Source organism: Brevibacillus sp. 1238, from assembly GCF_029892995.1.
GTDB classification, from domain to species: domain Bacteria; phylum Bacillota; class Bacilli; order Brevibacillales; family Brevibacillaceae; genus Brevibacillus; species Brevibacillus parabrevis.
The window spans coordinates 21,217-46,987 of record NZ_JARXWC010000004.1 but is presented as its reverse complement, the minus strand read 5'-3'; the positions used below and the strand labels follow the sequence as shown (position 1 = coordinate 46,987).

Annotated in this window: 28 protein-coding genes; 23 read left to right on the top strand and 5 right to left on the bottom strand. The window is 52.9% G+C overall.

Going from position 1 to position 25,771, the window contains the following annotated elements; translation table 11 throughout:
- Positions 1-19: 19 nt before the first annotated feature.
- Positions 20-730, bottom strand: a complete 711-nt coding sequence (deoD, locus tag M2298_RS11090) for a purine-nucleoside phosphorylase (protein WP_122964681.1) — start codon at positions 728-730, stop codon at positions 20-22.
- An 85-nt stretch (positions 731-815) separates the two neighbouring features.
- Positions 816-1,988, bottom strand: a complete 1,173-nt coding sequence (locus tag M2298_RS11085) for an MFS transporter (RefSeq protein ID WP_122964682.1) — start codon at positions 1,986-1,988, stop codon at positions 816-818.
- Between the two features lie 198 nt (positions 1,989-2,186).
- Between M2298_RS11085 and M2298_RS11080 the strand changes: the two genes are divergently transcribed.
- From M2298_RS11080 to M2298_RS11070, 3 genes are all read left to right on the top strand, one after another.
- Complete coding sequence (locus M2298_RS11080) at positions 2,187-2,846, top strand: tetratricopeptide repeat protein (protein WP_328139467.1); 660 nt, start codon at positions 2,187-2,189, stop codon at positions 2,844-2,846.
- Between the two features lie 153 nt (positions 2,847-2,999).
- On the top strand, positions 3,000-3,719 hold the full coding sequence (locus tag M2298_RS11075) for a 3'-5' exonuclease (RefSeq protein WP_122964684.1): 720 nt from the start codon (positions 3,000-3,002) through the stop codon (positions 3,717-3,719).
- Between the two features lie 35 nt (positions 3,720-3,754).
- Positions 3,755-4,621 carry a GNAT family N-acetyltransferase gene (locus tag M2298_RS11070; protein ID WP_280648517.1) on the top strand — a complete coding sequence of 289 codons (867 nt, stop codon included), beginning with the start codon at positions 3,755-3,757 and terminating at the stop codon, positions 4,619-4,621.
- 75 nt (positions 4,622-4,696) lie between these two features.
- Here M2298_RS11070 and M2298_RS11065 read toward each other — a convergent pair whose 3' ends face one another.
- Positions 4,697-5,665 carry an MraY family glycosyltransferase gene (locus tag M2298_RS11065; protein WP_122964686.1) on the bottom strand — a complete coding sequence of 323 codons (969 nt, stop codon included), beginning with the start codon at positions 5,663-5,665 and terminating at the stop codon, positions 4,697-4,699.
- Positions 5,666-5,823: 158 nt separating this feature from the next.
- On the opposite strand from M2298_RS11065, the gene M2298_RS11060 reads away from it, so the two are divergent.
- The 5 genes from M2298_RS11060 (at position 5,824) to M2298_RS11040 (ending at position 8,962) form a co-directional block, all read left to right on the top strand.
- Positions 5,824-6,216: a hypothetical protein gene (locus M2298_RS11060; protein ID WP_122964687.1), complete on the top strand. Its 393-nt coding sequence runs from the start codon at positions 5,824-5,826 to the stop codon at positions 6,214-6,216.
- A 134-nt stretch (positions 6,217-6,350) separates the two neighbouring features.
- Complete coding sequence (locus M2298_RS11055) at positions 6,351-6,866, top strand: GNAT family N-acetyltransferase (RefSeq protein WP_280648516.1); 516 nt, start codon at positions 6,351-6,353, stop codon at positions 6,864-6,866.
- 121 nt (positions 6,867-6,987) lie between these two features.
- Positions 6,988-7,578, top strand: a complete 591-nt coding sequence (locus M2298_RS11050) for a TetR/AcrR family transcriptional regulator (protein ID WP_122964689.1) — start codon at positions 6,988-6,990, stop codon at positions 7,576-7,578.
- A 17-nt stretch (positions 7,579-7,595) separates the two neighbouring features.
- Positions 7,596-8,288 carry a DUF2306 domain-containing protein gene (locus tag M2298_RS11045; protein ID WP_280648515.1) on the top strand — a complete coding sequence of 231 codons (693 nt, stop codon included), beginning with the start codon at positions 7,596-7,598 and terminating at the stop codon, positions 8,286-8,288.
- A gap of 137 nt (positions 8,289-8,425) precedes the next feature.
- Entirely contained in the window at positions 8,426-8,962 is a 537-nt protein-coding gene (locus tag M2298_RS11040) for a hypothetical protein (protein WP_063230010.1), read from the top strand.
- Between the two features lie 523 nt (positions 8,963-9,485).
- Here the strand turns inward: M2298_RS11040 and M2298_RS11035 are convergent.
- Positions 9,486-9,941 (bottom strand): hypothetical protein, encoded by a 456-nt coding sequence (locus M2298_RS11035; protein ID WP_280648514.1) that lies wholly within the window; start codon positions 9,939-9,941, stop codon positions 9,486-9,488.
- 439 nt (positions 9,942-10,380) lie between these two features.
- The gene (locus M2298_RS11030; RefSeq protein WP_167470307.1) at positions 10,381-10,518 is read right to left on the bottom strand and encodes a hypothetical protein; all 138 of its coding nucleotides are present in this window, start codon (positions 10,516-10,518) and stop codon (positions 10,381-10,383) included.
- A gap of 100 nt (positions 10,519-10,618) precedes the next feature.
- On the opposite strand from M2298_RS11030, the gene M2298_RS11025 reads away from it, so the two are divergent.
- The 15 genes from M2298_RS11025 (at position 10,619) to M2298_RS10955 (ending at position 25,766) form a co-directional block, all read left to right on the top strand.
- A complete protein-coding gene (locus M2298_RS11025; RefSeq protein WP_173597599.1) occupies positions 10,619-12,046 on the top strand; it encodes a YfcC family protein in 1,428 nt (475 codons plus the stop codon).
- A gap of 15 nt (positions 12,047-12,061) precedes the next feature.
- Entirely contained in the window at positions 12,062-13,213 is a 1,152-nt protein-coding gene (locus tag M2298_RS11020) for a M20 metallopeptidase family protein (RefSeq protein ID WP_122964691.1), read from the top strand.
- 175 nt (positions 13,214-13,388) lie between these two features.
- The gene (locus tag M2298_RS11015) at positions 13,389-14,039 is read left to right on the top strand and encodes a VOC family protein (RefSeq protein WP_122964756.1); all 651 of its coding nucleotides are present in this window, start codon (positions 13,389-13,391) and stop codon (positions 14,037-14,039) included.
- Positions 14,040-14,128: 89 nt separating this feature from the next.
- Positions 14,129-14,998: a LysR family transcriptional regulator gene (locus M2298_RS11010; protein WP_122964692.1), complete on the top strand. Its 870-nt coding sequence runs from the start codon at positions 14,129-14,131 to the stop codon at positions 14,996-14,998.
- 249 nt (positions 14,999-15,247) lie between these two features.
- Positions 15,248-16,243, top strand: a complete 996-nt coding sequence (locus M2298_RS11005; protein WP_122964693.1) for a histidinol phosphate phosphatase domain-containing protein — start codon at positions 15,248-15,250, stop codon at positions 16,241-16,243.
- A gap of 233 nt (positions 16,244-16,476) precedes the next feature.
- A complete protein-coding gene (locus tag M2298_RS11000) occupies positions 16,477-17,532 on the top strand; it encodes a putative 2-aminoethylphosphonate ABC transporter substrate-binding protein (protein ID WP_280648512.1) in 1,056 nt (351 codons plus the stop codon).
- Positions 17,533-17,585: 53 nt separating this feature from the next.
- Positions 17,586-18,644: a putative 2-aminoethylphosphonate ABC transporter ATP-binding protein gene (locus tag M2298_RS10995; RefSeq protein ID WP_122964695.1), complete on the top strand. Its 1,059-nt coding sequence runs from the start codon at positions 17,586-17,588 to the stop codon at positions 18,642-18,644.
- A 1-nt stretch (position 18,645) separates the two neighbouring features.
- Positions 18,646-20,346, top strand: a complete 1,701-nt coding sequence (locus M2298_RS10990) for a putative 2-aminoethylphosphonate ABC transporter permease subunit (protein WP_280648511.1) — start codon at positions 18,646-18,648, stop codon at positions 20,344-20,346.
- Between the two features lie 18 nt (positions 20,347-20,364).
- On the top strand, positions 20,365-21,159 hold the full coding sequence (phnX, locus tag M2298_RS10985) for a phosphonoacetaldehyde hydrolase (RefSeq protein WP_122964697.1): 795 nt from the start codon (positions 20,365-20,367) through the stop codon (positions 21,157-21,159).
- Positions 21,160-21,162: 3 nt separating this feature from the next.
- Positions 21,163-22,275 (top strand): 2-aminoethylphosphonate--pyruvate transaminase, encoded by a 1,113-nt coding sequence (gene phnW, locus M2298_RS10980; RefSeq protein ID WP_173599215.1) that lies wholly within the window; start codon positions 21,163-21,165, stop codon positions 22,273-22,275.
- Between the two features lie 9 nt (positions 22,276-22,284).
- Positions 22,285-23,070: a DeoR/GlpR family DNA-binding transcription regulator gene (locus M2298_RS10975; protein ID WP_122964699.1), complete on the top strand. Its 786-nt coding sequence runs from the start codon at positions 22,285-22,287 to the stop codon at positions 23,068-23,070.
- A gap of 176 nt (positions 23,071-23,246) precedes the next feature.
- Complete coding sequence (locus M2298_RS10970) at positions 23,247-23,636, top strand: BMC domain-containing protein (RefSeq protein ID WP_122964700.1); 390 nt, start codon at positions 23,247-23,249, stop codon at positions 23,634-23,636.
- Positions 23,637-23,638: 2 nt separating this feature from the next.
- Entirely contained in the window at positions 23,639-23,917 is a 279-nt protein-coding gene (locus M2298_RS10965) for a BMC domain-containing protein (RefSeq protein ID WP_122964701.1), read from the top strand.
- A gap of 69 nt (positions 23,918-23,986) precedes the next feature.
- The gene (locus tag M2298_RS10960; RefSeq protein ID WP_280648510.1) at positions 23,987-25,465 is read left to right on the top strand and encodes an acetaldehyde dehydrogenase (acetylating); all 1,479 of its coding nucleotides are present in this window, start codon (positions 23,987-23,989) and stop codon (positions 25,463-25,465) included.
- A gap of 13 nt (positions 25,466-25,478) precedes the next feature.
- Positions 25,479-25,766, top strand: a complete 288-nt coding sequence (locus tag M2298_RS10955; protein WP_122964703.1) for a BMC domain-containing protein — start codon at positions 25,479-25,481, stop codon at positions 25,764-25,766.
- The last annotated feature ends 5 nt before the right edge of the window (positions 25,767-25,771 follow it).

The following is a 25,771-nucleotide window of genomic DNA, read 5'->3' as shown; positions in this document are numbered from 1 at the left end:
CGATCCCTTTTTTGTATGTCTACGATTCGCTTGCGATCGCTTCCAGTGCCATGACGATCATGTCGTTGAACGTCGTTTGCCGTTCTTCGGCAGTCGTTTCCTCGCCAGTGAAAATGTGATCGCTGACGGTCAGGATCGACAGGCCGTTGACGCCGTATTTCGAAGCGAGCGTATAAAGCGCGGTCGTTTCCATTTCCACAGCCAGCACGCCGTAATCGCCGAGCTTTTTCACCGGTTCCATGCTTTCCCGATAAAACACGTCGGCTGTCAGCACGTTGCCGACCCGTACAGACAACCCTTTGGCGACTCCGGCATCGTACGCCTTTTTCAGCAAGTCGAAGTTGGCGCATGGCGCGTAGTCAAAACCAGGGAACGTCAGGCGATTCATGTTCGAATCGGTGCACGCTGTCATGGCGATAATCACGTCACGGACGTTGACATCTTTCTGAATGCCGCCGCATGTGCCGACGCGAATCAAATTTTTCACGCCGTAATCGCGGATCAGTTCGTTGACGTAAATCGAAATCGACGGGACGCCCATGCCTGTGCCTTGGACAGATACCCGTTTTCCGCGGTACGTGCCAGTAAAGCCGAGCATGCCGCGAACTTGATTGTAGCAGGTCACATCGCCGAGAAACGTTTCCGCGATGTATTTGGCGCGCAGCGGATCGCCTGGCAACAGGATGCTTTCTGCGATTTCACCTGGTTTGGCTTGAATATGTGTGCTCATGATAAGGCCGTTGTGTGGGCGAGCGAGAGCATGGACTACTTTCGTTCTCGTTCCTCACACAGCGGCGTTCACCTCCTTGAATGGGTTAAACGGGAATAGATTGACCGAGCCTTTTGGCGGAAGCAGGTCTTGTGACGGAAAAAACAGCGCAGACAAAGGCCAGAAGCACGAAGATGCCGCCTACCCAAGCCGTGTCCACGACGGAGTAATGCTCAATCACGAAGCCGCCGACAGCCGAGCCGAGCGCGATGCCGATGTGCAGGGCGGAAGTGTTCAGGCTTTGCTGGATTTCGTACGACTCCGGCGCGGTTTCGATCAGGTAGTTTTGCTGGGCTGGTGTAATCGCCCAACTCAGCATGCTCCAGGCAATCATCACGACTAAGAACAGGTAGAGCGAAAACGTGACGGCCGGAATGAGAAACATCACGATGGCAAACGAAGCGATGATGACGAGAATGCTTTTCGTCGAGCCAAGCTTGTCTGCTGCCCAGCCGCCAATCCCGCCGCCGAATACGGCTGAGATGCCGAAAATGAAGTAGACGATGCTCACCCAGCCCGAGGAAAGCTGCAAAGCCGTTTTTAAAAACGGAGTGAAGTAAGCGTACAGGGTCAAATGCCCGGTCAACATCAAGACGGATGTCAGTTGAGCGCTGATGATCTTCGGTCTTTTCAGCGTCGCGAGCTGTTCTTTCAGCGGAATCGTGGGTCTTGCCGGAATTTTGGGCAAAAAGGCGTAAATGCCGACGATGGCAGCGAGCGTCAAAACCGAGATGAGCAGGAACGGAGCGCGCCAGCCAAACGAATTGCCGATGACAAGACCAAGCGGAACTCCGAGGACGAGCGAGCCGCTGACTCCCATGAAAATGACGCCGATCGCTCTGGCCCGGTACGCTTCTTTGACAATGGAAGAAGCGATGGTGATGGACAGGACGATGATCAACGAGCCGCTCGCTGCGGAAAAAATCCGCCCAAGCATCAAAACGAAATAAGTAGGACTGAGGAAAGAGATCACGTTGCCGAGCAAAAACACAACTAGCGCCCAGACGTACAAAGACTTCCGCTCGGCTTTCGCCGTCACGGTCAAAAGAATCGGAGCAGATAGCGCGAAAATAATGGAAAACATCGTAATCAGCCAGCCGGCTGTGCTGATGGAGACTTGCAAATCCTCCGCGATGATGTCCAAAATGCCGCCAATGATCAACTCTACCGTACCGACAACAAAGGCAGCGATGGCCAGAATGTATACTTTCATGTTCACGGTGACGAGCAAACCTCCTTTTGGATAAAAGAATGAAGTTACCACAGATATAGTAACCTATAATTTTCGCGATAACAACCCCTTGTAGTAGTAACCTTTTTGTCCCTGTAACAATATTTGACAATAGACTTGCTAGACTCATATAGTAAAAAAGGAAAAAAATAGAGGATTGAGGGGAAGCTTTTGGGGAAATTGTTCTTGTTCTCATTTTTATGGTGGCTGACAGGTAATCCGTTTATCGCGCTGCTCGTCATTTTGCTCGTCCTGTACTTTCTCGATTTGCGCTTTGTCCGGCTGCTGCCTGACATCACGAAGCCGTATCGGCGCTGGAGGCGACTGTCCGCCCTGAACAGCCAGCTTAGGCTAAATCCGCACGATACGCCTGCCAAGCTTGAGGCTGCCCGGCTGCTCATGGAAAAACGGCAGTACACAGAAGCTTTGACCTATCTGGACGGTATTTCTATCGCGATGCAAGATTCGGCTGAATATTTGTGCGACAAAGGAATTTGCTTGTTCAAGGTCGGACGGATGGAAGAAGGACTGGAGCTGATCGGCAAGGCTTTGCAACTGAATCCGCGCGTCCGGTACGGAGAGCCATACCTCATCGTCGGGGAAGAATATGCGAAGCGCAAACAACAGGCAAAAGCGCTGGAATATTTGGGCGAGCTGGCGAAGATGAACATGTCATCGTGCGAGGTATACTTCAAACTCGGCGTGGTGTACGGCGAATTGCAGCAAAAAGACAAGGCGAAAGCGTCCTTTCAGGAAGCTGTAGAAGTCTACCGGGGGCTGCCCTCCTACAAGCGCCGGACGGAAAGACGCTGGGCGTTCCTGGCCTGGCTGCGAAAAACGATCTGATGGTTGCCATTTCCGGCAGCCATTTTTCTTTGTGGTCAGTCACCGCTTCGAGACCGTTCCTCCATAAAAAAAGCAAATCTTTTGCCGATGTTTTTGCAATCCATACCCATAAGCGTTCATAATAGAAGCAATACATTCAGGATGTGATCACGCTTGCAAATCATTGTATATGACCTGGAAACGACACTGACTCATCAAAAAGACAAGATTCCGGAAATCATCGAGATCGGAGCGGCAAAAATTGTTCCCGGACCAAACGGCGTGGAGGTAGACACCTTCCAGAGCTATACGTTTCCGGCCATCGAGCGCAGAATTTCGGAGCGCACCCGCAAGTTCGTCGGTTTGGACAAGGAAAATATGCCGACGTTTATTCCGTTTCGCAAAGGCTTCCATTCCTTTTTGGAGTGGATTGGAACCGATTCGGACTACTACCTGTGCTCGTGGGGCCAGGATGACAAGCGGCTGATGATCGAGCATTGCGCCCGCTTTGGGCTGGATTTCAGCTGGATGCGCAATTACAACGATATTCAGCCCGCGATCAGCATGCTGCTCGCCGACCGCAAGCAGATGAGTCTCAAGGATGCGATCGATTGTGCCGGAATTGTCCAGGAAGGAAGACTGCATTCCGCGCTGGTTGATGCGATACATACTGCTCACCTGTTGATCAAGTACAACAAGACGGTTCACCTGTCGCAAAACACGCCCGAAGAGAACTATAATTTGTCCAGCCCGCTGTACATGACGTGCCGCTCCTGCAAAAAGCAGAAATACTACACGGCTTTCGGCCGGAAAAGCAGAAGGTGCCAGGCATGCTTGCAGCATAAAAAACAGCTGGAGCAAGCAACCGAAACGACGGGGGCACCGAATCACTAACAAGCAGACTGTGCGCAATAGAGGGAGAAGAGAACATGATTCGAGACATGCACGATGGCGACATGAAAGCGGTTGTGGCGATGCTGCAACGCGGGGTGCAGTGGCGCGCGCTGGAGATTGCCGCGATTTTGAAGTCCGCTACCGTGTTCCTGTACGAACAGCAAGGGGAGATTGTTGCCTGCGGCATGTATGATGTCACTTCCTTTGGTGAAGAAGGAACGGCTGAAATTTATGTCTATACGCGCCCTGAGTGGCGAAACCAAGGGATCGGTTCCAGTCTGTTCGACCAGCTTTTTCGGCAGTTGGAACAGCAGGAGAAAAGGATGACGGCTGTAGCCGCTACTTATCGTGTCGACGAAGGGGAAGCGGAAGCATTTTTTGCCGGGAGAGGCTTTGTACCTTTGTGGGGCCAGCATCTGATGCAATACAGCGGCGGCATGCTCGCTGAGCCGACGCTTGCGATCAAGCCTTTTGCCGAGGGTGATCTGGAGCGCTACATCCAGTCCCAGAGTGATGCCTACTACGAAGTGCGCAAAGGCATCGACCTGAAGCCGTACCGATTGACAGATTGCTCCGAGCAAACGATGGAGTCGTGGAAAAAGTGGCTGCTGACGGAGATGAAAGACGATATTCACATGTTTTATGACGAAGCGGGAGCGTTCGTCGGTTCGCTGATCGTCACCTCGCACGGCGAGGCTTACGATGTGTTTGTCGATCCGCTGCATCAAGGAAAAGGCTACGGCAAGCAGCTCGCCGCATTTTTTGTAAACCGGACGCTGGAAAAAGGATTGCAGCCGTATTTGCTGACCGGAACGCACAACAAGCCGGCGATTGCCTTGTATGAACGGACAGGCTTTCAGACTTGCCAGACGATGCTGACGGCAAGACGTCCGTTGTCCTGAAACCATTTTTGCCAATAAAAAAGCCGCACGGTCACGATTGATAGCGACCGGAGCGGCATTTTTTATGCGCTTGCGTTAGACTCCAAGCAACAGCAAGATGATCGAGGTGAGCGAGAAACAGACGCTGATCAGGCAAAGGAAAGCCACGACCTGCTTCGGATTGAGTCCCGTACGCAACAGGCGGTAGTGAACCTGGCTCGCATCAGCCTGGTAGATCGGCTTGCCTTGCATGAAGCGTTTCATCACGACAAACAAGTTGTCGAAGATCGGGACGCCCAGCGCCAAAATCGGGATGAACAAGGACAGGACGGTTGCCTGCTTGAACGCTCCATCCAGCGCGATCACGGCGAGGATGAACCCGAGAAAAGTCGCTCCTGCATCCCCCATGAAAATTTTCGCGGGCGGCTTGTTGTAGCGAAGGTAGGCGAGAGCGACTCCGACCAGGCTGATCGCCATGATTGCGGAAGTGTTCTGGCCTTTGACGAGAGCCACAACAAACAGGGTGCCGGCAGAAATGGCGGAAAGTCCTCCTGCGAGGCCGTCCATTCCGTCCGAAAAGTTGATGACAGTAGTTACTCCGAATATCCAGAGGATCGTGAGAACGAATTGAAGCCATTCCGGCAACAAAATGTACTCGCCGCTAAGCGGATTGTAGAACCCGGAGAAGGTGATCCCCGACATGTACACAATCACAGCGGCCGACAGTTGGACGATCAGTTTGGGCAGGGCTGAGAAATCTTTGCCCTGGGTTTTGTACCAATCGTCGATGGTGCCGATGGTAAGAAGGAGCAGCGAGCCGATCAATACGGCGACAGTCTGTTCCGGCGACTCTTTGGAAAACAACAGAAAAGATGCGGCGAATCCGACAAAGATGGCATAGCTGGCCGTGAGCGGAATCGGCTCGCGGTGAATCTTGCGCTCGACGTCTTTCCGGGGCTTGTCCACAAAATCAAGGCGAAATGCCAGTTTGGCCAGCGGTGGAATCAGCACCATGACGATAGCGAACGACAGTACAAACGAAATCGCGTATGTAATCATGACCATCTCCTACGAAAAGACAGCATTTTTTTAGACAAGTCTATTATAGGAAGGATTCCAAATTTTGTCGACTCTTGCTGACGAAGCGTGGGGAGGTACCAAAAAAAGTTGGTACTTATTTCATAGACAACGAAAAAATATAATCCCTTCTAGGAGGGATCAACATGGAATATATGGGCTTATGGTTCATCTTGGGCATCATTTTTATGCTGACGTGGGCGACGAAAAGAATGAATGGCTGGAGCAAGCTCGCTGTGATCGTCTATTACGCGGTTTTGTCATATGTATTTATTGCGCGAAAAGAAGAGATTTACCAGGAGTATCATGCGCTGCCGGTTCCGAAACAGTTTTGGGACACCAATTCGGAATGGGTCGGGTTCATGACGGGCTTTTTCTTTGTTCCTTTCTTGCTGCTGCTGGTGTACAACTACTTCCTTTGGTTCATGGCCGTTTCGGGAACGAAGAAAAAGCTGCTCGTTGCGCTTTCCCTCATCCCGGCAGCTGTTGTGTATATGTGTCTGCTGTTTATCTTTAGCATGTACGGGTATCGTCCGTAGTGAATAACAGTTTTAATGCGTGTTAGATTTTCTTACATAAAATGTGATTTGTTCACTGACTTTTCTCCGTTCGTCCGCTATGATGGAGTGGAGAGGAACCTGCAAGATACCTCATGAAACGGAGGGTTCAAAGCATGACGCCAGGATTGTCGTATCGAGAAGTGATCCAGCCTTCGGAAGCGGAGCTGCGCGAATTGGCCCGGTTGTTGGTGGACGTCGTGGCGGACGGGGCTTCCATCGGGTTTTTGCCGCCTTTGACGGAGGAAGAAGCGTACAAGTATTGGACTTTGGTCCCGCGCGAACAGGCTGTTGTCTGGGTAGCAGAAAAGGAAACGGGCATCGTCGGAACGATCCAGCTTCAGTTGTCGGATCGGCCGAACGGACTGCACCGGGCCGAGATCGTCAAGCTGATGGTGCATCCTTCGGCACAGCGCCAAGGAATTGGCCGCACGCTGATGCTGCTCGCAGAGGCGCGGGCGATGGCGGAGAACCGCAGCCTGCTCGTATTGGATACGCGGGCGGGCGATCCGTCGAACCAGTTGTATCAGGCGATGGGCTACAAGGAAGCCGGGCGCATTCCCCAGTATGCAAAATCGGCGGACGGAGAACTGCACGACACGGTGATTTACTATAAACAAATCGGCGAATAGCGAAAGGCCAGGCGGACGACAGGAGTCCGCTTTTCTTGATTCAGTTGACAAACCGACCGACGGTTTGTATAGTAAAAGAAAGGAAATGGACTTCCATCATTCATGTTCACAGGAGGAGACTATGTCATCGATCCATCAAAATCCGAGCTTTCAATTGCTGCTTACAGCCACGGAGGAATTGATTCTGGAAAAAGGATGCCAGCAAACGACGTTGCAAGACATCATGAAGCGTTCGGGATTGTCCAAAGGAGCTATTTACCATTACGTAAAAAGCAAGGATGAGCTTTTGGGCTTGCTGCTACAGAGGCGATTTGCTGCGATCAGCCAGCGGTTTTACCAGACTGTGAGGGAAGGGGGAGGGGAATTGGCGGAAGCGTTGGGGACTATTTCGCAGAGCTTGAGTCATGTCCACGACCCGCGCGATGTGACGAACCTGATCCTGATTTACTTGCTGAGCAAACGGGAAGATCCAGTCATTGGCGACATGCTTTCCCGACTGCATGCGGAGAGCATACAAACCTCAAAGGAATGGATCGAGGTGGGGCAAAAAGCCGGAGTGATCCCGGAAAGCCTCGATGCCGAGAAGATCGCCATTCTTTTTACGATGATCACGTACGGTATCAGAATGAAGACGCAAATCGCACCGGAAGCCAAAGGATTGTCCGTCGATGAAGTGCATCAAATCATGCATCAAACGCTGACAAAAAACTAGCAGGGGGGAGTTGTGCCATGCTCATTTTTTCGATCTTCAAAGTGCTCCATATCATCGCCGGGTTTACCGCTTTGCTTGTGTTCTGGATTCCTGTCGTCACCAAAAAAGGCGGAAAGGCACATGTGCGCTCGGGCTGGGTGTATGTCTGGGCGATGGGAGCGGTAGCGATCTCGGCTTTGGTCATGGGCATTTGGCGAATTGGCTTTGATCCGCAAAAAACAGGAGAGTCGGTTACTTTTGCCTGGTTCCTCATTTTTATCGCCATACTGAGCTCAGCAACGGCCTGGTACGGGATTCGCGTGCTTCGCTACAAAAATCGCAAGGCTGCGCACCGTCACGCGATCGACTTGCTGTTTCCTGCCCTGCTGCTGCTTTCGGGAGGCGCTATGAGCCTGTATGGAGCGTCCATCGGTTTTACTCTCTTGACCTGGTTTCCGTTCATCGGGATTTTCCTCGGTGCTTCGCAGCTTTGGTACTGGCTGCGCGCGCCGGGGCGCAAGCTTCACTGGTGGTTCGAGCACTTGGGCGGGATGCTCGGCTGCTGTATTGCGACGATTACGGCTTTTACCGTATTTGGCGCACCGCGTCTGTTGGGGCTTAGCTCGGTTCACCCGCTTGTCTGGTTCATGCCGACAATCGTGCTCGTTCCCTGTATCATCGGTTTTTCGCGCTACTATCAAAAGAAATTCAATCAGTCGAAAAGCGTTTGAGCGGAGCGCATGGCGTGCAACAAAATGCTGTGCGCCTGCTCGCAGCATCAGAAAATTTTGCTGGATAGCGTAACTTTCCATATCTTGGGCCGTCTTTACACTTGTACAGATTTTCCCGTGAGAAAGGAAGGTTGTGAATGGCAAAATTGTCTCTTGCTGCCCTCGTTCCGTTGCGTTCAGATATTGCCCACAAAGTTACGGAGTTGGATCAGGAACGTGAAAATAACGCTTTCTGTGTCTATATAAAAGGCGACAAAGCCGAGGAGCCGTCCCGGTCGTTTACGCTGATCACGGAAGAACTGGAGGAAGCCCGCGAAGACTTTCGCCAGATTGACGAGCTGATTCACGGGGCCAACCTCGCGCATCATATTTTGTGGAACAAGCAGGAGATCAGCTTGTTTACCGCGATGCAAACCGCCAAGCATATGCGCAAGGAAGCGGCTTCGCTCAAAAGATACGGCTCGATGAAAAAAGAAGAGCTGAACACAGGCAGGTTTTACAACGGCGGCGAGCAAACCATTACCCGCGCCATGTACGATATCGAAAAAGCGCGCGAGAACGGGTTGCAGCTCGAACGAAAGGTCAAGCGTCTGTCCCAGCTGATCGAAGACGAGTGCCACAAAATTTTTCTGGAGTTTCCGCAAGCCGAGAAGTACATTGATTTGGAAGACTAGGCGCATGGTTCATGTGCTTAGCTTAGAAAACGTAGAAAGCTTGGGGCTATGTTTTGTAAGCTGAGTACAGCTCAGCCACAGGAAATCGCGGACAAACGCTTATCCTTGTGCGAGACAAGGACCCCTGTGAGCAGTGCATGCTGCTCATAGAAATGTATGACAGAGCATACCTACAAAAACTATGAGAGACTGAACCAATCGCCAGACGGCTATTCGCCTGCTCGATTACTCGTTCTATACGGCTGGACAACCGCGAACACCGTACTCTCCTTTCTCGTCCCGTTTCCTGTGAATTTTCGCCATGATGAGACCTTCTTGTGTTGTGTGCCAAGGAGGTTTTTTTGTTAGATAAGGAGATGTAACAGGTTTGGCCTGTTGATCGCGGCTGTGGTGGAGGGAGGAAACAGGAGAAACCGCTGCAGGGACGTGGGACTCTAGCGGGGAGTTAGACTGCCCGTCTCCGGCGAAAAAGGAAAACCGCGTCAAAAGCAGCGAGATCGAAGAAGCGGACGCACGTTGCCGCTTAAAGGCGTGTTTTCCTTTTTCGCCTGCGCCTCGGAAGGAGTCCCAAAGCCCTTTCGCTTGTTTCTCCTGTTTCCTCGGCCAACGGTAAGCTTTGGTCGGACATTGCTTTTGTGTGGTTGATCAGGGACGAAAAATCCAGAGCAGAAATTAAACAAGTTTTTCCATGAACGGGTTGCATGAAGCAACCGTTTTCAAGAAGACTCTTAGTCATGTTTCTGTGCTTTTTGAAACTCTCGATCATTACTATCAGCCCCTTGCCTCGCCACAGGAAAAGTGCCGATGAAGCAAACTGCAAAGCGCTACCCAAGTAGGCTTTTCCGCACTTGGCATTTTCTTTGAAACTCACGCCGACCACCGCCAGCTCCTGACGAGGAAAGAGACGAAATCCGCGAAAGCTCTTTGGGATACCGACCGAGGCTCCGAGGAAAAAGTGAAACACGGTTTTAAGCGTCAACGTGCGTCTGCTTCTGTGAACTACTGCTTTTGACGCGGTTTCGCTTTTTCCCCGGAGCCGTGCCGTCTAGACCCACAGGAGGTATCCCAAGAAGCTACAGCGATTCGTCTCTTTCCTCGCCACGCCTAAAGTACCGTTGACGCAAAACTACAAAGCGCCAGCCCAAGCCAGCTTTTTGGTATTGGTATTTTTCTTTGAAACTCGCGCTGACCACAACCAGCCCCTGACGAGGAAAGAGACGAAATGCGCGAAAGCTCTTTGGGATACCGACCGAGGTTCCGAGGAAAAAGCGAAACATGGTTTTAAGCGTCAACGTGAGTCCGCTTCTCTGAGTCCGCTGCTTTTGACGCGGTTTCGCTTTTCCCCCGGAGCCGTGCAGTCTAGGCCCACAGGGGGTATCCCAAGAAGCTACAGCGATTCGTCTCTTTCCTCGCCACATCTAAAGTATCGATGACGTAAACTGCAAAGCGCTACCCAAGCCAGCTTTTATGTACTTGCCTTTGACACTTTCCTTGAAACCCGCTTCAAAAGTACCGATGAAGCAATCTGCAAAGCGCCACCCAAGCACTTCATTCACTCTCGCCCCGTCTCCTTCCATAATGATTTGAAATGCCATACATATGACTTTGTAATTTTTTCATTATTTCAAATGGTGCTACTATGAAAACGAATACACCATGGCAAGAGACAAAGAGAGGACAAGGGGGCGAGTTGTCTTGAAGCAAAAAGCGTTAAGCCGATTGACGGAAATCAATGTATTCGTGCTGTTGCTAGGAATTTTGGCTGTCTGTGTTCTTTTTACCTATTTGATCCCCGCAGGCGAATATGCCCGAATCGACGTGAATGGACGCAGCGTCGTTCAGGCGGATTCTTTTCAGTACACCGCATCATCGCCGATTGGCTTCATGGGCTTTTTGAACAGCATTCATACCGGAATGGTTGATTCCGCCAGCATCATGTTTTTCGTGCTGATTATCGGCGGTTCGTACGGCATTCTCAGTGCGACAGGGGCGATGGAGGCGTTCATTTATTCCTTGACGAAAAAGCTTGGCAACAAGGAAAAATGGCTGATCCCATCGATGATGCTGTTTTTTGCCGCAGGTGGCTCGTTGATCGGGATGTTTGAAGAGACGCTGCCGTACATCGCCATTTTGGTTCCGCTCTGTGTGGCGCTCGGATTCGATGCGATGACAGGTGCTGCCATTGTGCTGGTGGGGGCTTCGGTAGGTTTTACTTCCGCTATCATGAATCCGTTTACGATCGGGATCGCGCAAGGAATTGCCGAGCTGCCGCCTTTTTCGGGGATCGGCTTTCGCATCGGAGTGTTTGTGGTCATGTATGTGGTGGCAGTTATTTTTGTCTACCGCCACGCGATGAAAGTGAAAAAGAATCCCGAGCTTGGCATTTACGGTTTCTACAACCGTGAGAGTGTCCGCGACATGTTTGGCGGAAATGTGGTTTTTGAGCAGCGCCACAAGCTGATCCTGGCTTGCTTTTTGCTCAATCTCGTCACGATTGCCGTAGGCGTGATCGAGTTTGGCTGGTACATCACGGAAATTGCCGGCTTGTTCATCCTGCTCGGGGTCATCGTCGGATTGATTGGCCGTCTGAGCGCCAATGAAATGGTGGACGCTTTCATGAAAGGTGCATCGTCCTTGCTCGCGGGGGCGATGATTATCGGCGTGGCGAGAGCGATTGTCGTCGTGCTGAACGACGGGCAGATCATGGACACGATCCTGTACTATTCGGCAGCGGTCATCCAGGACCTGCCGCCTTCCTTGACAGCTGTTGGTATGCTGGGTTTCCAAACAGTTTTGAGCTTTATTATCCCCTCGGGAAGCGGAATGGCTGCTCTCACCATGCCGATCATGACTCCGTTGTCCGAGTTGGTAGGCATCACTCGTCAGACCGCTGTGCTGGCTTTCCAGTTCGGAGACGGCATTTCCAATATCGTGATTCCTGGCATTGCAGTAGCGGGAGTCGGGATGGCGGGCATTTCTTACTTGAGCTGGATCAGATGGCTGTTCCCGCTTTTGCTCATGCAATACGGCATTGCAGTCGTCGCCGTCATATTGGCGCACGCGATTGGCTATGGACCATTTTAAGGAGGAGTGAAACATATGCGGACAATTGTGGAAACAAATCTTACCGAGTGGGCTGTCGCTCACAGACGCCATTTGCATGCTTATCCTGAGCTGTCTGGGGAAGAGTATCAGACTTGCGCCTATATCCGGGGCGTGTTGGAAGAACTGGGCATCGAGATTCTCGATTTTCAGCCGCCGAATCTGGTCGGCTATTTGAAAGGGACAGATGGGCACAAGACGATTGCTCTGCGTGCCGATATTGACGCATTGCCGATTGACGAGGAAGGAGACAAGCCGTATTTGTCGACAGTGCCTGGAGTGGCGCACGTTTGCGGACATGACGGACACACGGCTATTTTGCTTGCTGTAGCAAAGTGGATGGCGGAAAACCGGGACGCGGTCAAGGCGAATATTCTTTTCTTGTTCCAATCGTCAGAGGAGATGTCTCCGAGCGGGGCAAAGGCCTTGGTTGAGCAAGGCGCGATCGAGTCGGCGGATGCCGTATTTGGCCTGCATTTGATGTCAGCTCTGCCAAAAGGGAAGCTCGGTTATTCGCATGGCGCGATGCTCGCTTCCTCCGATGATTTTCGCATCACGATCAAGGGGCAAGGCGGGCACGGCTCATCCCCGCACGAAACAGTCGATCCGACGTATATCGCAGGGCATTTGTTGATTGGTCTGCAATCGATTGTCAGCCGGAAAATCAATCCGGTAGAACCTGCTGTCATTTCAGTCGGACAAGTGACCGCTGGATCGAACTACAACATCATCCCGAATGAAGCGGTGATCACAGGCACGATTCGCACGTTTTCCGAAGAGACGAGGCAGTACATTTTCCGGGAAATGAAAAAGCTGGTAGAAGGAATGTGCCTGACGTTCGGGGGAGCGGGAGAAGTCGACTACATTTTGGGAACACCGCCGCTCATCAATGATAAAAATCTCGGTTTGTTTGCGGAAAAAGTGATTCGCGAAGTGTATGGAGACGAAGTGGCGACGAAAGTAGAGCCAGTTATGGGGGCGGAAGATTTTGCGTTTTACGCGCTGAGCAAGCCGAGTGCGTATTTGCTGGTCGGAATGGGCGGCGCAAAGAGCGCTTTTCCCCATCATCATCCCGAGTTCGACATTGATGAAGAAGAAATCGGGACGGCCATCGACCTGTTCCTGAACTTGGTGAAGCGATTCGCCTGAGGCGACAAAGCACATATGCGGCAAGGCAAGCTATTCTCGTTTGGATAGCTTGCTTTTTTATACAGATAAGAATGTATAAGATGCTTATTCAGTACAAGTGCAGCCAAGTTTTCTAATGCTTGCCGTGGCTTTTATCCGGCATGCTAATATGGAAGGGAAAGGAAGTGAGCTGACAGTGAAATGGCAAAAAGTCACGCTAACGACAACCATGCTGGAAGAGATGCTGGCCTTTTATACAAGCGTCTTGCAAATGCCGCTTTCCGAGCGTTCGGAGCACTCCTTTTCTGTACGGGTGGGCGACGCTCTGCTCGTTTTTGAACAGGTAGCGGAAAAGCCGTTTTACCACTTTGCCTGCGGGATTGCCGAGACGGCCTTTGACGCTTTAGCCAAAGTGATCCAGCAGCGCGGGCTTGTTTTGCGCGGCAAAGACGGGCAAGAGATCATGCAGTCCTACACATGGAAAGGCAAACAGCTCTACTTTTTGGACCCTGAGGGCAACATCCTGGAAATGCTGGCTTTTCCGAGCGAAGCGAAAACTAGCTGGCTGTCGATCCAGGAAATCGGGATGCCTGTACCTGATGTTCCGACGTACACAGCTTTTTTACAATCAATACCCATTCCGAATGCATTCGAGCCGGAATCAACCACTTTTCGTTTCTACGGCGACCAGGATGGGGTTCTCGTGCTTGTCAAAGAAAGCCGTCCATGGTTCCCGACAGACAGGGGAGCTTCCATTCATCCGATCTCGGTGGAGGCGGCAAGCGATCCAGGTCAGCCAAGACATTTTCAGTCGCACCCGCAGCTTCCTTACCGAATCACCTGCTGAGTGCTGACTGGTCGATTCGTTCCAAAAGACAGGAGAGCGGCGCTGTGGTACGATGAGGGAAATCTTTTTCAAGAAAGTGTGTTGGACAGATGGAATTGCGTCACCTCCGAACGTTCCAGGTGGCAGCCGAGCAGTTGAATCTGACGAAAGCGGCTGAGCAGCTCGGGTACAGTCAACCAGGAATCACGCTGCAAATCAAGGCACTGGAAAAAGAGATCGGCCGACCGTTGTTCACACGGGTGGGCAGGCAAAACTACCTCACGCCCGCGGGAAAGCTGCTGAAGCATCATGCGGATCGTCTGCTCGCCGTCATGGGGGAGCTGGATGACGACTTGCGGAAGCTGGATATCCCGTATGGCCCGCTGGTCGTCTCCAGCCCGGAGTTTTACTGTACGCGTTACATGCCCGGCATTATTGGGCGCTACTTGAAAGACTACCCGCAAGTTCGCTTGCAAATGATCTCCTGCAACAGTGTGGAGACGACGAAGCTGGTTTGTGCCCATCAGGCGGATGTGGGAATTATAGCGGGCGACTGCCTCAACCCCGATCTGGAAGTCGTCCCGATCGGAGAGGAAGATTTTGTGCTGCTGGCAGCGCCTGAACTGCTTGCAGGGCGCGATAAGCAAACGCTGCTCCACACCGTTCCGTTCCTCAAAGACGGGATGGTCGAAAAGATCGGCGGCAATCTGTATGCCGAAATCGACTTCAAGCCGACTACGATTATCGAGTTCGGCAGCGAAGCAGGGATCAAGCAAGCCGCTCTGAGCCAGACCGGGTGCTGTGTATTGGGCGAGGCGATTGTCGAAGAAGAAATTGCGGCTGGCAAGCTGGTCGTTCTCCACCGTTTTGCCAAAAAACTGCGCACGTCTTTGATCTATTTGAAGGAACGCAATCAGGAAGCAGCGATTCAGGCGTTTGTCGCCATGACGCAGGAGATGTGGGATGACCCGAAAACGTAGCAACGCAACCGGAACGCCATGGGAGCTTTCCGGTTTTTTGTTTGCCCAGCATTTTACGCGAAAACAATTGTATGGCAGCGGGGCAGATTTTATAATAAAGAAAATCAATGAAAAAGCACAAAAAAACTACTTTTCAAAATAAAAACAAACAAAAACAACAAAGTCGGAACTTTCACCAAAGCGCCAGCAGCAGCTTGCGTGGCAAGCTTGGAGCAGTTCGAGACGCAAAGTTCCCGGGGAGGAAGCCAAATGAAAGTCGATTATCACGTCCATCTGGAAGAAGGGCCGTATTCTTTGAGGTGGCTCACCCGCACAGCAGAAGCGTTGCTATTTTTTCAGCAGCCGGACTCTCCCAGACATTCGCTTGCCTGGATGGAGGAAATGGCAGCGAGAATGGGCAAAAGAGTCGCGCAAGGCGAGTTTTCCCGCGAGTGGCTGGATTTGTATCGCGTGCGGGCCAAGCAGCTCGGCTTGCAGGAAGTCGGCGTGGTCGATCACCTGTATCGTTTTCGAGAGTTCAAGCCGTACTTCGAACAGCACATGCATCTCGCAGATGACGAGCTGGGCCGATTGCAGCGCGAGTGGCTCGATCAGGTGTGCACTACCTCGATCGACGAGTTTGTCTCGTTTATTCTCTCCCAGCAACCAGTCTGGGCGGAGGACGGGATCGCTCTGCGCCTTGGCATCGAGGCCGACTATTTTTCCGGGGGAGAAGAGGTGCTCGCTCCGCTCGTTGCCAACTATCCGTGGGATCATGTGATTGGCTCGATTCATTTTGCCAGCGGCTGGGGCTTCGACAACCCGCAGACGCAGGAGCGCTTCCTTGCGATGTCTTTGCTTGATTTGTACGAGGAGACGTTTGCGGTGGTCGGGCAGGCGGTAGCCAGCGGACTTTTTGACATCGTGGCGCATTTGGACAACTTGAAAGTGTTCGGTCATCGGCCGCCAGAAGCCGAGCTTGTTCCGCTCTACAGGCGGATCGCCGGGCTTTTGAAACAGCACGATGTCGCAACGGAGATCAACACAGGGCTGTACTATCGCTATCCGGTAAAGGAAATGTGCCCAAGCGAAAGCTTTTTGCGCATTTTGCGAGAGCATGACGTGCCGATTACGACTTCGTCCGATTCGCACTTTCCCGACCACCTGGGCAGCTATCTGGAACAGGCAAGAAATACACTGAAACAGTCAGGATACCAACATATCGCAACCTTTGAGCAACGAAAAAGGACGCTAGTTTCCTTGTAGACAAGCAGAGCAGGCAAGGATGCATATAAAAGAATCGCGCAAAATCGGGCTTTTTGGCTCGATTTTTCTTTTTCAAAAAATATTTGAAATTTTAAGAACATTACATATATAATAAAAACAAAAACAACTAAAAAACGGGAAAACAAACTAATCACACATGGAATTAGTCTTGTCTTTACCGTCAGGCAGCTTGGAAGGGGAGCATGGATCAGAAACAAAGGGGAGGATTCAGGATGAAAAAGTGGATTGGCTCTATGGTAGTGGGGATTCTAGCGGCTGCTTTGCTGGCAGGATGTGGACAATCCGGAGGTTCGACAGGGGCAAAGTCAGGTTCGTCCGAGCTGACTGTCTATACCGCTCTGGAGGATGACCAGCTGAAAGCGTATGTGGAAGCCTTCAATCGCGCACACCCTGAAATCAAGTTGAACATCGTCAGAGACTCTACTGGTGTCATCGTCGCCAAGCTGATTGCGGAAAAAGACAATCCGAAAGCCGACGTCGTCTGGGGAACCGCGGCGACAGAGCTTTTGGGCGCAGAGTTTCAAGGCGTGCTGGAAGGTTATACGCCAAAAGGAATCGAGCGCATTTCGCCGGAGTTCAAAGATTCCAAAGACCCCGCCCATTGGGTAGGCATCGATGCATTTGAAACCGCTTTTGTCGTCAACACAAAAGAGCTGGAGAAGCGCAATCTGCCCATCCCGAAATCATACGCTGATTTGACCAAGCCTGAATACAAAGGGCTGATCGTCATGCCAAACCCTGCGTCGTCAGGAACCGGATTTTTCACGGTTGCCGCCTGGATCGAGCTGTACGGAGACAAAGAAGCGTGGGGCTATATGGATAAGCTGCACGACAACATCGCGCTGTACACGCACTCCGGCTCCAAGCCTGCGAAGATGGCAGCGGCGGGAGAGTATCCGATCGGCATCTCGTTTGGCTACCGGGGGATTACCGAGAAGAAGAAGGGCGCACCGCTGGAAATCGTCTTTCCGCCAGAGGGGGCAGGCTGGGACGTAGAAGCCAATGCACTCGTGAAAAAAGCCGAGATCAAACCGGAAGCGAAGCTGTTTTTGGATTGGGCGATCTCCGATGAGGCGATGAAAGAGTACAACAAAAACTTCGCGATCATCACGGTCAACAACGCAAGCACGACACTGCCGGAGGGCTACACGAAAGATCCGCTATCCCAACTGATCCACAACGACCTGAACGAGACGGCAAAAGCGCGTCCGGCGATTTTGGAAGAATGGAACAAACGATACAGCACCAAGAGCGAGCCGAAAAGCTGATGAAGGCGTACATGCAACAGCCCATTTCCGACAACAGGCGAAAGGAGGAGCGTATGACAAAGCCATATTTGAGCATCCAAGGCATCCGAAAGACGTTTGGCAAGTTTGTAGCTCTCACATCGATCGATATTGACATCCAAAAGAACGAATTTATTTGCTTGCTCGGCCCAAGCGGCTGCGGGAAAACGACTTTGCTGCGCATACTGGCGGGATTGGAACAGCCAACGGGCGGAAAAATTCTCGTCAATGATCGGGACATTACCACGTTGCCGCCGGCAAAGCGCAACTTCGGGATGATGTTCCAATCGTACGCCCTGTTTCCGAATTTGACGGCGGGACAGAACATCGCATATGGCCTCCAGGCGAAAAAAATGTCTAAAAAAGAGGTGGATGCGAAGGTTCGAGAAGTTTTGGCGCTGATCGATCTGGAGCACATCCGCGACAAATACCCGTCCCAGCTCTCTGGCGGACAACAGCAGCGTGTCGCCCTGGCTCGCGCGATTGCCTTGTCCCCCGACTTTTTGCTTCTGGATGAGCCGTTGTCCGCTCTCGATGCGAAGGTGCGGCTGAAGCTGCGCCGCGAGCTGAGAAGCCTGCATGAAAAGATCGGGATCACGACCATCATGGTGACGCACGATCAGGACGAGGCGCTGACGATGGCTGACCGGATTGTAGTGATGAACAACGCGGAGATCGTTCAGGTAGGCACACCGCAGGAAATATACGAGAAGCCGAACAGCCCGTTTGTGGCGGATTTTGTGGGCGCGATCAATTTTTTGGAGGAATCCGTCGTCAGCGGCAGTGCGCTCGGGCAAGATCGGCTGTTTGCGATTCGGCCGGAAAACATTAACCTGATGGAGCCGCCAGCCGACTACAGCCTGAGAGCGGTCGTCTCCGACATGGAGTTTCGCGGTTCCTTTTACCGTGTGACGATGCAGTTGATCAATCAGCAAAAGGGACTGCATCCGCAGCTGGTGACGATTGATTTGCCCGTATCCCAGACGCATCGCCTTGGACTTAGGCGCGACAAGCAGGTAGCGTTTGAGCTGCCGCTGGAAAATCTGATCTCGTTTGACCAGGCGGCGGTGGCGAAGAAGACGGGGAGTGATTGACATGAGCACGCGAACCGTCAGACAAAAAATGGGCCGGGATGAGTGGTTGCAGCGGCTGTTGATTGCATGCATCGTCCTCGTGCTGTTCATCACCGTGTTGATGCCGCTTGGCGATTTGTTCAGCAAAGCGTTCATCAATGAAACAGGCGAGTACATCGGTCTGGCCAACTTTATCAAATATTTTGAGACTCCGGCCTTGGTGCAGTCTTTTGTCAATACGATGTACGTTTCCGGCGTCACCACGATCCTGTCTGTTACGCTCGCCTTTTTGTACGCCTTTGCCCTGACGCGGACGAATATGAGAGGGAAAGTATTTTTCCGCTATGTGGCATTGCTGCCGCTGTTTGCGCCGACGATGATGCACGGGATTGCCCTGACGTATTTGTTCGGGAATCAGGGAATCATTACGACCGGGTTTTTCGGAGTCTTTCCCGGATTTGAGGTGGAGCTGTACGGGCCGCTCGGGATCATTTTGTCCGAGTTGTTCTACACCTTCCCGCAGGCGTATTTGATCCTCGCGGTGTCGCTTGCTTTTGCCGACTACAACCTGTACGAAGCGGCGGAGACGATGGGGGCAAGCAAGCTGCGCAAGTTTTTGACCGTGACGCTCCCCAACGTGAAATACGGTCTGGTCAGCGCGATTTTCGTCTGCTTTACGCTCAGCTTTACCGATTTCGGGGCGCCAAAAGTGGTCGGCGGACAATTCAACGTTTTGGCGACAGACATCTACAAGCAAGTGATCGGTCAACAAAATACGACCATGGGGGCTACGGTCGGAATTATTTTGATTCTTCCGGCGATTCTCGCCTTCATCGTGGACCGGATCGTGGAGCGGAAGCAAAACTCATCCGTAAATGCGAAGTCCACGCCGTACAAAATCGTGCCGCAGCGCGGACGCGACAACGCTTTTTTCGTCTATTGCTCGCTGATTACCGCGACGATTTTTCTGATGCTCATCACGGTGATTTTTGCCTCGCTCGTCAAGGTTTGGCCGTACGACCTGACGATGACGGTCACGCACTACGACTTTTCCAAGGTAGCCGGGGAAGGGATGCAGCCGTTCTGGAACAGTGTGCTCGTTGCCTTTTACAGCGCGGTGGCAGGGACGGTCGTCACCTTCATCAATGCGTACCTGATCGAAAAGACGCGCTTCATGAAAGGAATGCGGCAGGTCGGCTACTTCCTGTCCATCTTGCCGCTTGCTTTGCCCGGGCTGGTCATCGGTCTTGCCTACATCTTTTTCTTCAACCATCCCGACAATCCGCTTAACTGGATGTACGGTTCCATCGTCATCCTGATTTTGGCGAACGTGATTCACTTTTACGCGGTGCCGTTTATTTCCGCGACGACGGCGCTGAAAAAACTGGACAAGGAATTTGAGCTTGCCTCCGAGTCGATGGGTGTTCCGTTCTACGTCACCTTCTGGCGGGTGACGGTTCCCATGTCCCTGCCTGCTATCTTGGAAAACGCCGTCTACTACTTCATCAACTCCATGGTTACGATTTCTGCCGTCGTCTTTCTTTACTCAGCCGATTTCAAGTTGGCCTCCGTCTCGATTGTCAACATGGATGACGCGGGCGATGTTGCTCCCGCTGCCGCCATGTCTGTCTTGATCGTACTGACCAACGTGCTGGTGCGGATCATTTACGAGATCGGAACGAAGAAGCTGAGGGAGAAAACGGGGGCTTGGCAAAAAAGATAAAAAGGTGGGAGAAGAGACATGATTCAAGCAGTAATCTTTGACTGGGCCGGAACGACCGTCGACTACGGATGCTTCGCGCCGCTGGACGTTTTCCTGGAAGTATTCAAGAAGCGGGGGATCGAGGTTACGCATGCAGAAGCTCGTGAGCCGATGGGGATGCTCAAATGGGACCATATCGACACGATGCTGAAAATGGACCGGGTCGCGGAGCTGTGGAGAGCCAAGTATGGCAGACTGCCGGAGAAAAAAGATGTCGACATGCTGTACGCCGACTTCGAGCCGATGCTGTTTTCCATCCTGAAAAATTACACGACCCCGATCCCCGGTGTGCTGGAGCTGGTGGCGCGGCTGCGGGCGGCAGGAATCAAAATCGGTTCGACGACGGGCTACACAGCCGAAATGATGGCGGTCGTGGCCCCAGAGGCAAAGAAGAAAGGCTACTGGCCCGACTCCATGGTGACGCCGAGCGAGATGCCTGCCGGACGTCCGTTGCCGTGGATGTGCTATCAAAATGCGATCAATCTGGACGTTCACCCGATGAAGCACATCATCAAAGTCGGCGATACGACCAGCGATATAAAAGAGGCAGTGGCAGCGGGAGCATGGGCTGTCGGCGTGATCAAGGGCAGCAGCGAGCTGGGGATGACCGAGCAGCAGGTGAATCAGTGCGACCCGGACGAACTGGCTGACAAAATGGAGGCGGTAGCCAAGCGCTTCAAGTCTGTCGGTGCCGACTACGTCATCGACAGCATTGGCGAACTCGATAAGCTGATTCCGAAAATCAACTTGCGCCTCGCGCAAAAGGAGAGATAAGCGATGAAACTCACACAATTGCCAGATAATCCGTATCTGCTCTTGACTCCCGGACCGCTGTCCACGTCCAAGAGCGTAAAAGCTGCCATGCTGCGCGACTGGTGCACATGGGACAACGAATACAACGATCTGGTGCAGGACATTCGCAAAAAGCTGGTGCGCTTGTCCGGCAACAACCACGACGACTATACAGCGGTGCTGATGCAGGGCAGCGGCAGCTTTTCCGTGGAATCGGTCGTAGGCTCCGCCGTTCCGGCAGACGGCAAACTCGTCGTGCTGACGAACGGTGCCTATGGCAACCGTTTGGCGCAAATGGCCCAGGTGCTCAAGGTCAACACAGTCGTCATCGACTTCGGGGAAGTGGATGAAGCCCAGCCGCACAAGCTGCGGGAACTGCTGGAGCAGGATACAGACGTCACGCACGTAGCCGTGGTGCATTGCGAGACGACGACTGGCATGTTGAACCCGATTGCCGAGGTCGGCAAGGTCGCGAAGGAGTACGGAAAGGTCTTCATCGTCGATGCGATGAGCAGCTTTGGCGGAGTCGCGATGGACGTAGCTGATTTGCAAATCGACTTTTTGATCAGCAGCGCGAACAAGTGCATCCAGGGAGTGCCCGGTTTCGGCTTTATTCTGGCGAAAACCGAGGAGCTGAAAAAGTGCAAGGGGCAGGCGCGTTCGCTCTCGCTCGACTTGTACGATCAGTGGGAGACGATGGAAAAGCACAACGGCAAATGGCGCTACACTTCGCCGACGCATGTGGTGCGCGCCTTTTATCAGGCTCTGTTGGAGCTGGAGGAAGAAGGCGGCGTGGAAAAGCGGCAAGTCCGCTATCGGGAAAATCAGCGGACACTTGTAGAAGGCATGGAAGCGCTTGGCTTCCGCACGCTGCTGCGCCGCGAGCTACAGTCACCGATCATCACTTCGTTCTACTTCCCGGACAGCCCGCAGTTTACGTTTGCCGCTTTTTACGAGCGACTGAAACAGGAAGGCTACGTGATTTATCCGGGCAAAATTTCGGTAGCAGATACGTTTCGGATCGGCAATATCGGGGAGGTCTACCCGCACGACATGAAGCATCTGGTACAGGCGATTGAACGAAACATGTTCTGGTAGGAGCAGGTCATGTCTCTCATAGGGGAAGAGCGCAAGGACACGATCCTGAACATGCTGAACTACGCCGGCAAAGTGCGGACCAACGAGCTGGTGGAGAAGTTGCAAGTATCGTCGGAAACGATCAGAAGGTATCTCGAAGAGCTGGAAAATGAAAATCAGCTCAAGCGCGTGTACGGCGGAGCGATCAAAATCAACTACGACCGCGAGGAGCCGTCTCACCTGATGCGCGAAGTATCGCATGCAGACGAGAAAAGGCGCATCGGCCGAGCGGCGGCAAGCCTCGTGCAGGACAACGATATCATTGTCATAGACGACGGAACGACGACGCTGCACATGCTGCATTTTCTGGTCAATCGCAAAAATTTGAAGCTGATCACGATTTCCGTTCCCGCCCTTAACTTGATGATGGAGTACCACAACAAGGAGATGTTCAGCGGGGAAATCTACTTCATCGGCGGCAGGGTACAGCCGAAGCATTTCCGAACGGCAGGCACGCTGGCTGAAAACATGATGCAAGGCTTTTTCGTCGACAAAGCGTTTATCTCGATTGACGGCATACTGGCCCAGCACGGAATCTCCAGCTATGACTGCGAAAAAGCGATGATTGCCAAGCGGATCATCGAGAACGCCAAGGAAAACATCGTGCTCACCGATCATTCCAAAATCGGGGTAAGCACCTTTTACAAGGTCGCGGATTTGAAGCAAATCGATACGGTCATCAGCAATGTTGCGGCTCCACACGAGTGGTTGCACGAGTTGGACGCAAAAGGGGTCAACTGGATCGTGGCAGATTGAAGCAGGGGCATACACGGAGTGCTCTCTATTTTTTGGACATAGTCGCAACTAAAATCAATTAAAAAAATGCAAATACAGAATATTAACTTGATTGCATTTGCGTTTGCGTGTATTTTCAAAAAGAACAGCCTTATTCAGACAGTTTTGACTCGATTGCGAGGGAGAGTGCGATCCAGATGCTAGAAAACGGCTACGCCCTGGGAATGATTGAAACCGTGGGTTTTCCCGCCCTTGTTGCGGCGACCGATGCGGCTGCGAAAGCCGCAGACGTCCGCTGCGTGACCTATCAGGGTGCGGATGCGGGGATTGTCACCATCTATATCGTCGGGGATGTCGCTTCTGTTACGGCTGCGGTGGCGGTAGGCGAAGCGGAGGCAAGAAGAGTGGGCCAGCTTCGCCACTCCCGCGTCATCCCCCGGCCAGACCGCAGTGTGATGCAGATGGTCTTGCAACAGCTGGAAAAGCAAAAGGCCAAAGACCTGCCAAAGCCAGCGGGAAAACAGGCGACTGACAAGCAAAAAAACGATGCGGCAAAAACAGCTACACCAACCAGTAAGGAGGAATAGTCATGGGTGATGCATTGGGAATGGTAGAGACAAAAGGACTGATCGGAGCGGTAGAAGCTGCTGATGCGATGGTCAAGGCGGCGAATGTGAAGCTCGTAGGCAAGGTGCATGTCGGGGGCGGTTTGGTTACGGTAATGGTTCGCGGAGACGTCGGGGCAGTCAAGGCGTCTACGGATGCGGGAGCAGCGGCGGCGGAAAAAGTGGGCGAGCTGGTTTCGGTACACGTCATTCCGCGGCCGCACTCGGATATTGAACTGATTTTGCCAAAGCTGGAGTCGTAGTCGCAACGGTTTGTTGCTGTACGAAACAATCAGATGAATCGCAATCGGCTGAAATGAGGTGGCGTTATCGTGATGCTAGATGCAGATTTGCAATCCGTGCAGGAAGTGCGACAGTGTTTGCAAACCGCCAAGGAAGCGCAAAAGCGGCTTGCCGGGATGAGCCAGGCCCAGATCGACCAAATCGTCCAGAGCATGGCGGAAGCAGCGAGACAAGAGGCAGGACGCCTGGCAGCAATGGCGGTAGAAGAAACGGGATACGGCAAGGCGGCGGACAAGACGGCGAAAAATTTGTTTGCCGCCCAGGACGTCCATCAATCGATCCAAAACATGAAGACGGTCGGGATTATTAATCGCGATGAGCAAAACCGTGTGTGGGAGGTTGCCCAGGCGGTAGGCGTGATCGCCGGAATCGTTCCTTCAACCAATCCTACCTCGACGGTCATTTTCAAAGCGTTGATCAGTGTGAAGGCAGGAAATGCGATTGTGTTCAGCCCGCATCCGCAGGCAGCAAAGTGTACGAAAGAAGCGGCGAGAGTCGTCCAGGCGGCAGCAGAGCGCGCAGGTGCGCCCGCCGGACTGATCTCTTGCCTCACGCAGCCGACTTTGGCCGCCTCCCGGGAGCTGATGCACCACTCCTTGACCGACCTGATTTTGGCGACAGGCGGGACAGCGATGGTGAAGGCTGCCTACAGCTCCGGAAAGCCCGCCTATGGAGTCGGGCCGGGGAATGTGCCCGTCTATGTGCATGCCAGCGCGGACATCCCGACGGCGATCAGGCAAGTGGTCCAGAGCAAAACGTTTGACTACGGAACGATTTGCGCATCGGAGCAGTCTCTCGTCGTCGATCAATCCATCAAGCGCAAAGTCGTGGCGGAGTTGAAGCGGCAAGGGGCGTACTTTTTGGATGACCATGAGACGCGGCGGGTCGCGGCGGTCATTTTGGCGGGGAAAAGCCTCAATCCGGCGATTGTAGGCAAGTCGCCGCAGGCGCTGGCTGAGCTGGCAGGCATACTCGTCCCGGAAGACGCGACACTGCTGGTCGCGGAAGAAACAGGCGTCGGGCTGGACTATCCGTTTTCCGTGGAAAAGCTCGCCCCGATTCTTGCGCTGTACACCGTGGCAGACACCCGGGAGGCGAGCACGCTTTGCAGCAAGCTGCTTGCTTTTGGCGGGCTGGGGCATACGCTCGGCATTCATTGTCACGATCAGCACGTCATCGAATCGTTCGTCGTCGACAAGCCAGCGTCGCGCATCGTGGTCAACAGTGGGACGACCTTTGGCGGCATCGGAGCCACTACAGGCATCGCGCCTTCCCTGACGCTCGGTTGCGGTTCGCTAGGAAACAACGTAACGTCTGACAACATCGGTCCGCAGCATTTGTTCAACATCAAGCGGGTAGCGTTCGGCTTGCGGGACATGCAGCTTGCGCAAACAGAAGCGGCGATGCCAGTGGCGGTGGCTGCTGCGGCTGCGCCTGCCATCAGCAGGGATGAGATCGCGGAAATTATTAAAAGCGTCCTGTTGGAACTGCAATCTTCCGGCAGGTAAGGAGGCGTACTAGATGGCAGGAGAAATGGCAGCACTCGGCATGGTTGAGACAAAAGGCTTGATTGGCGCGGTGGAAGCTGCGGACGCCATGGTCAAGGCGGCGAACGTGAAGCTGATCGGGAAAGTGCATGTTGGCGGGGGACTGGTCACGGTCATGGTGCGCGGCGATGTAGGAGCGGTAAAAGCGTCGACGGATGCAGGCGCAGAAGCAGCGCAAAAGGTGGGGGAGCTGAAATCGGTGCACGTCATTCCTCGACCGCACTCCGATATCGAGTCGATTCTTCCCAAGCTGGAAGGATAGTCGCT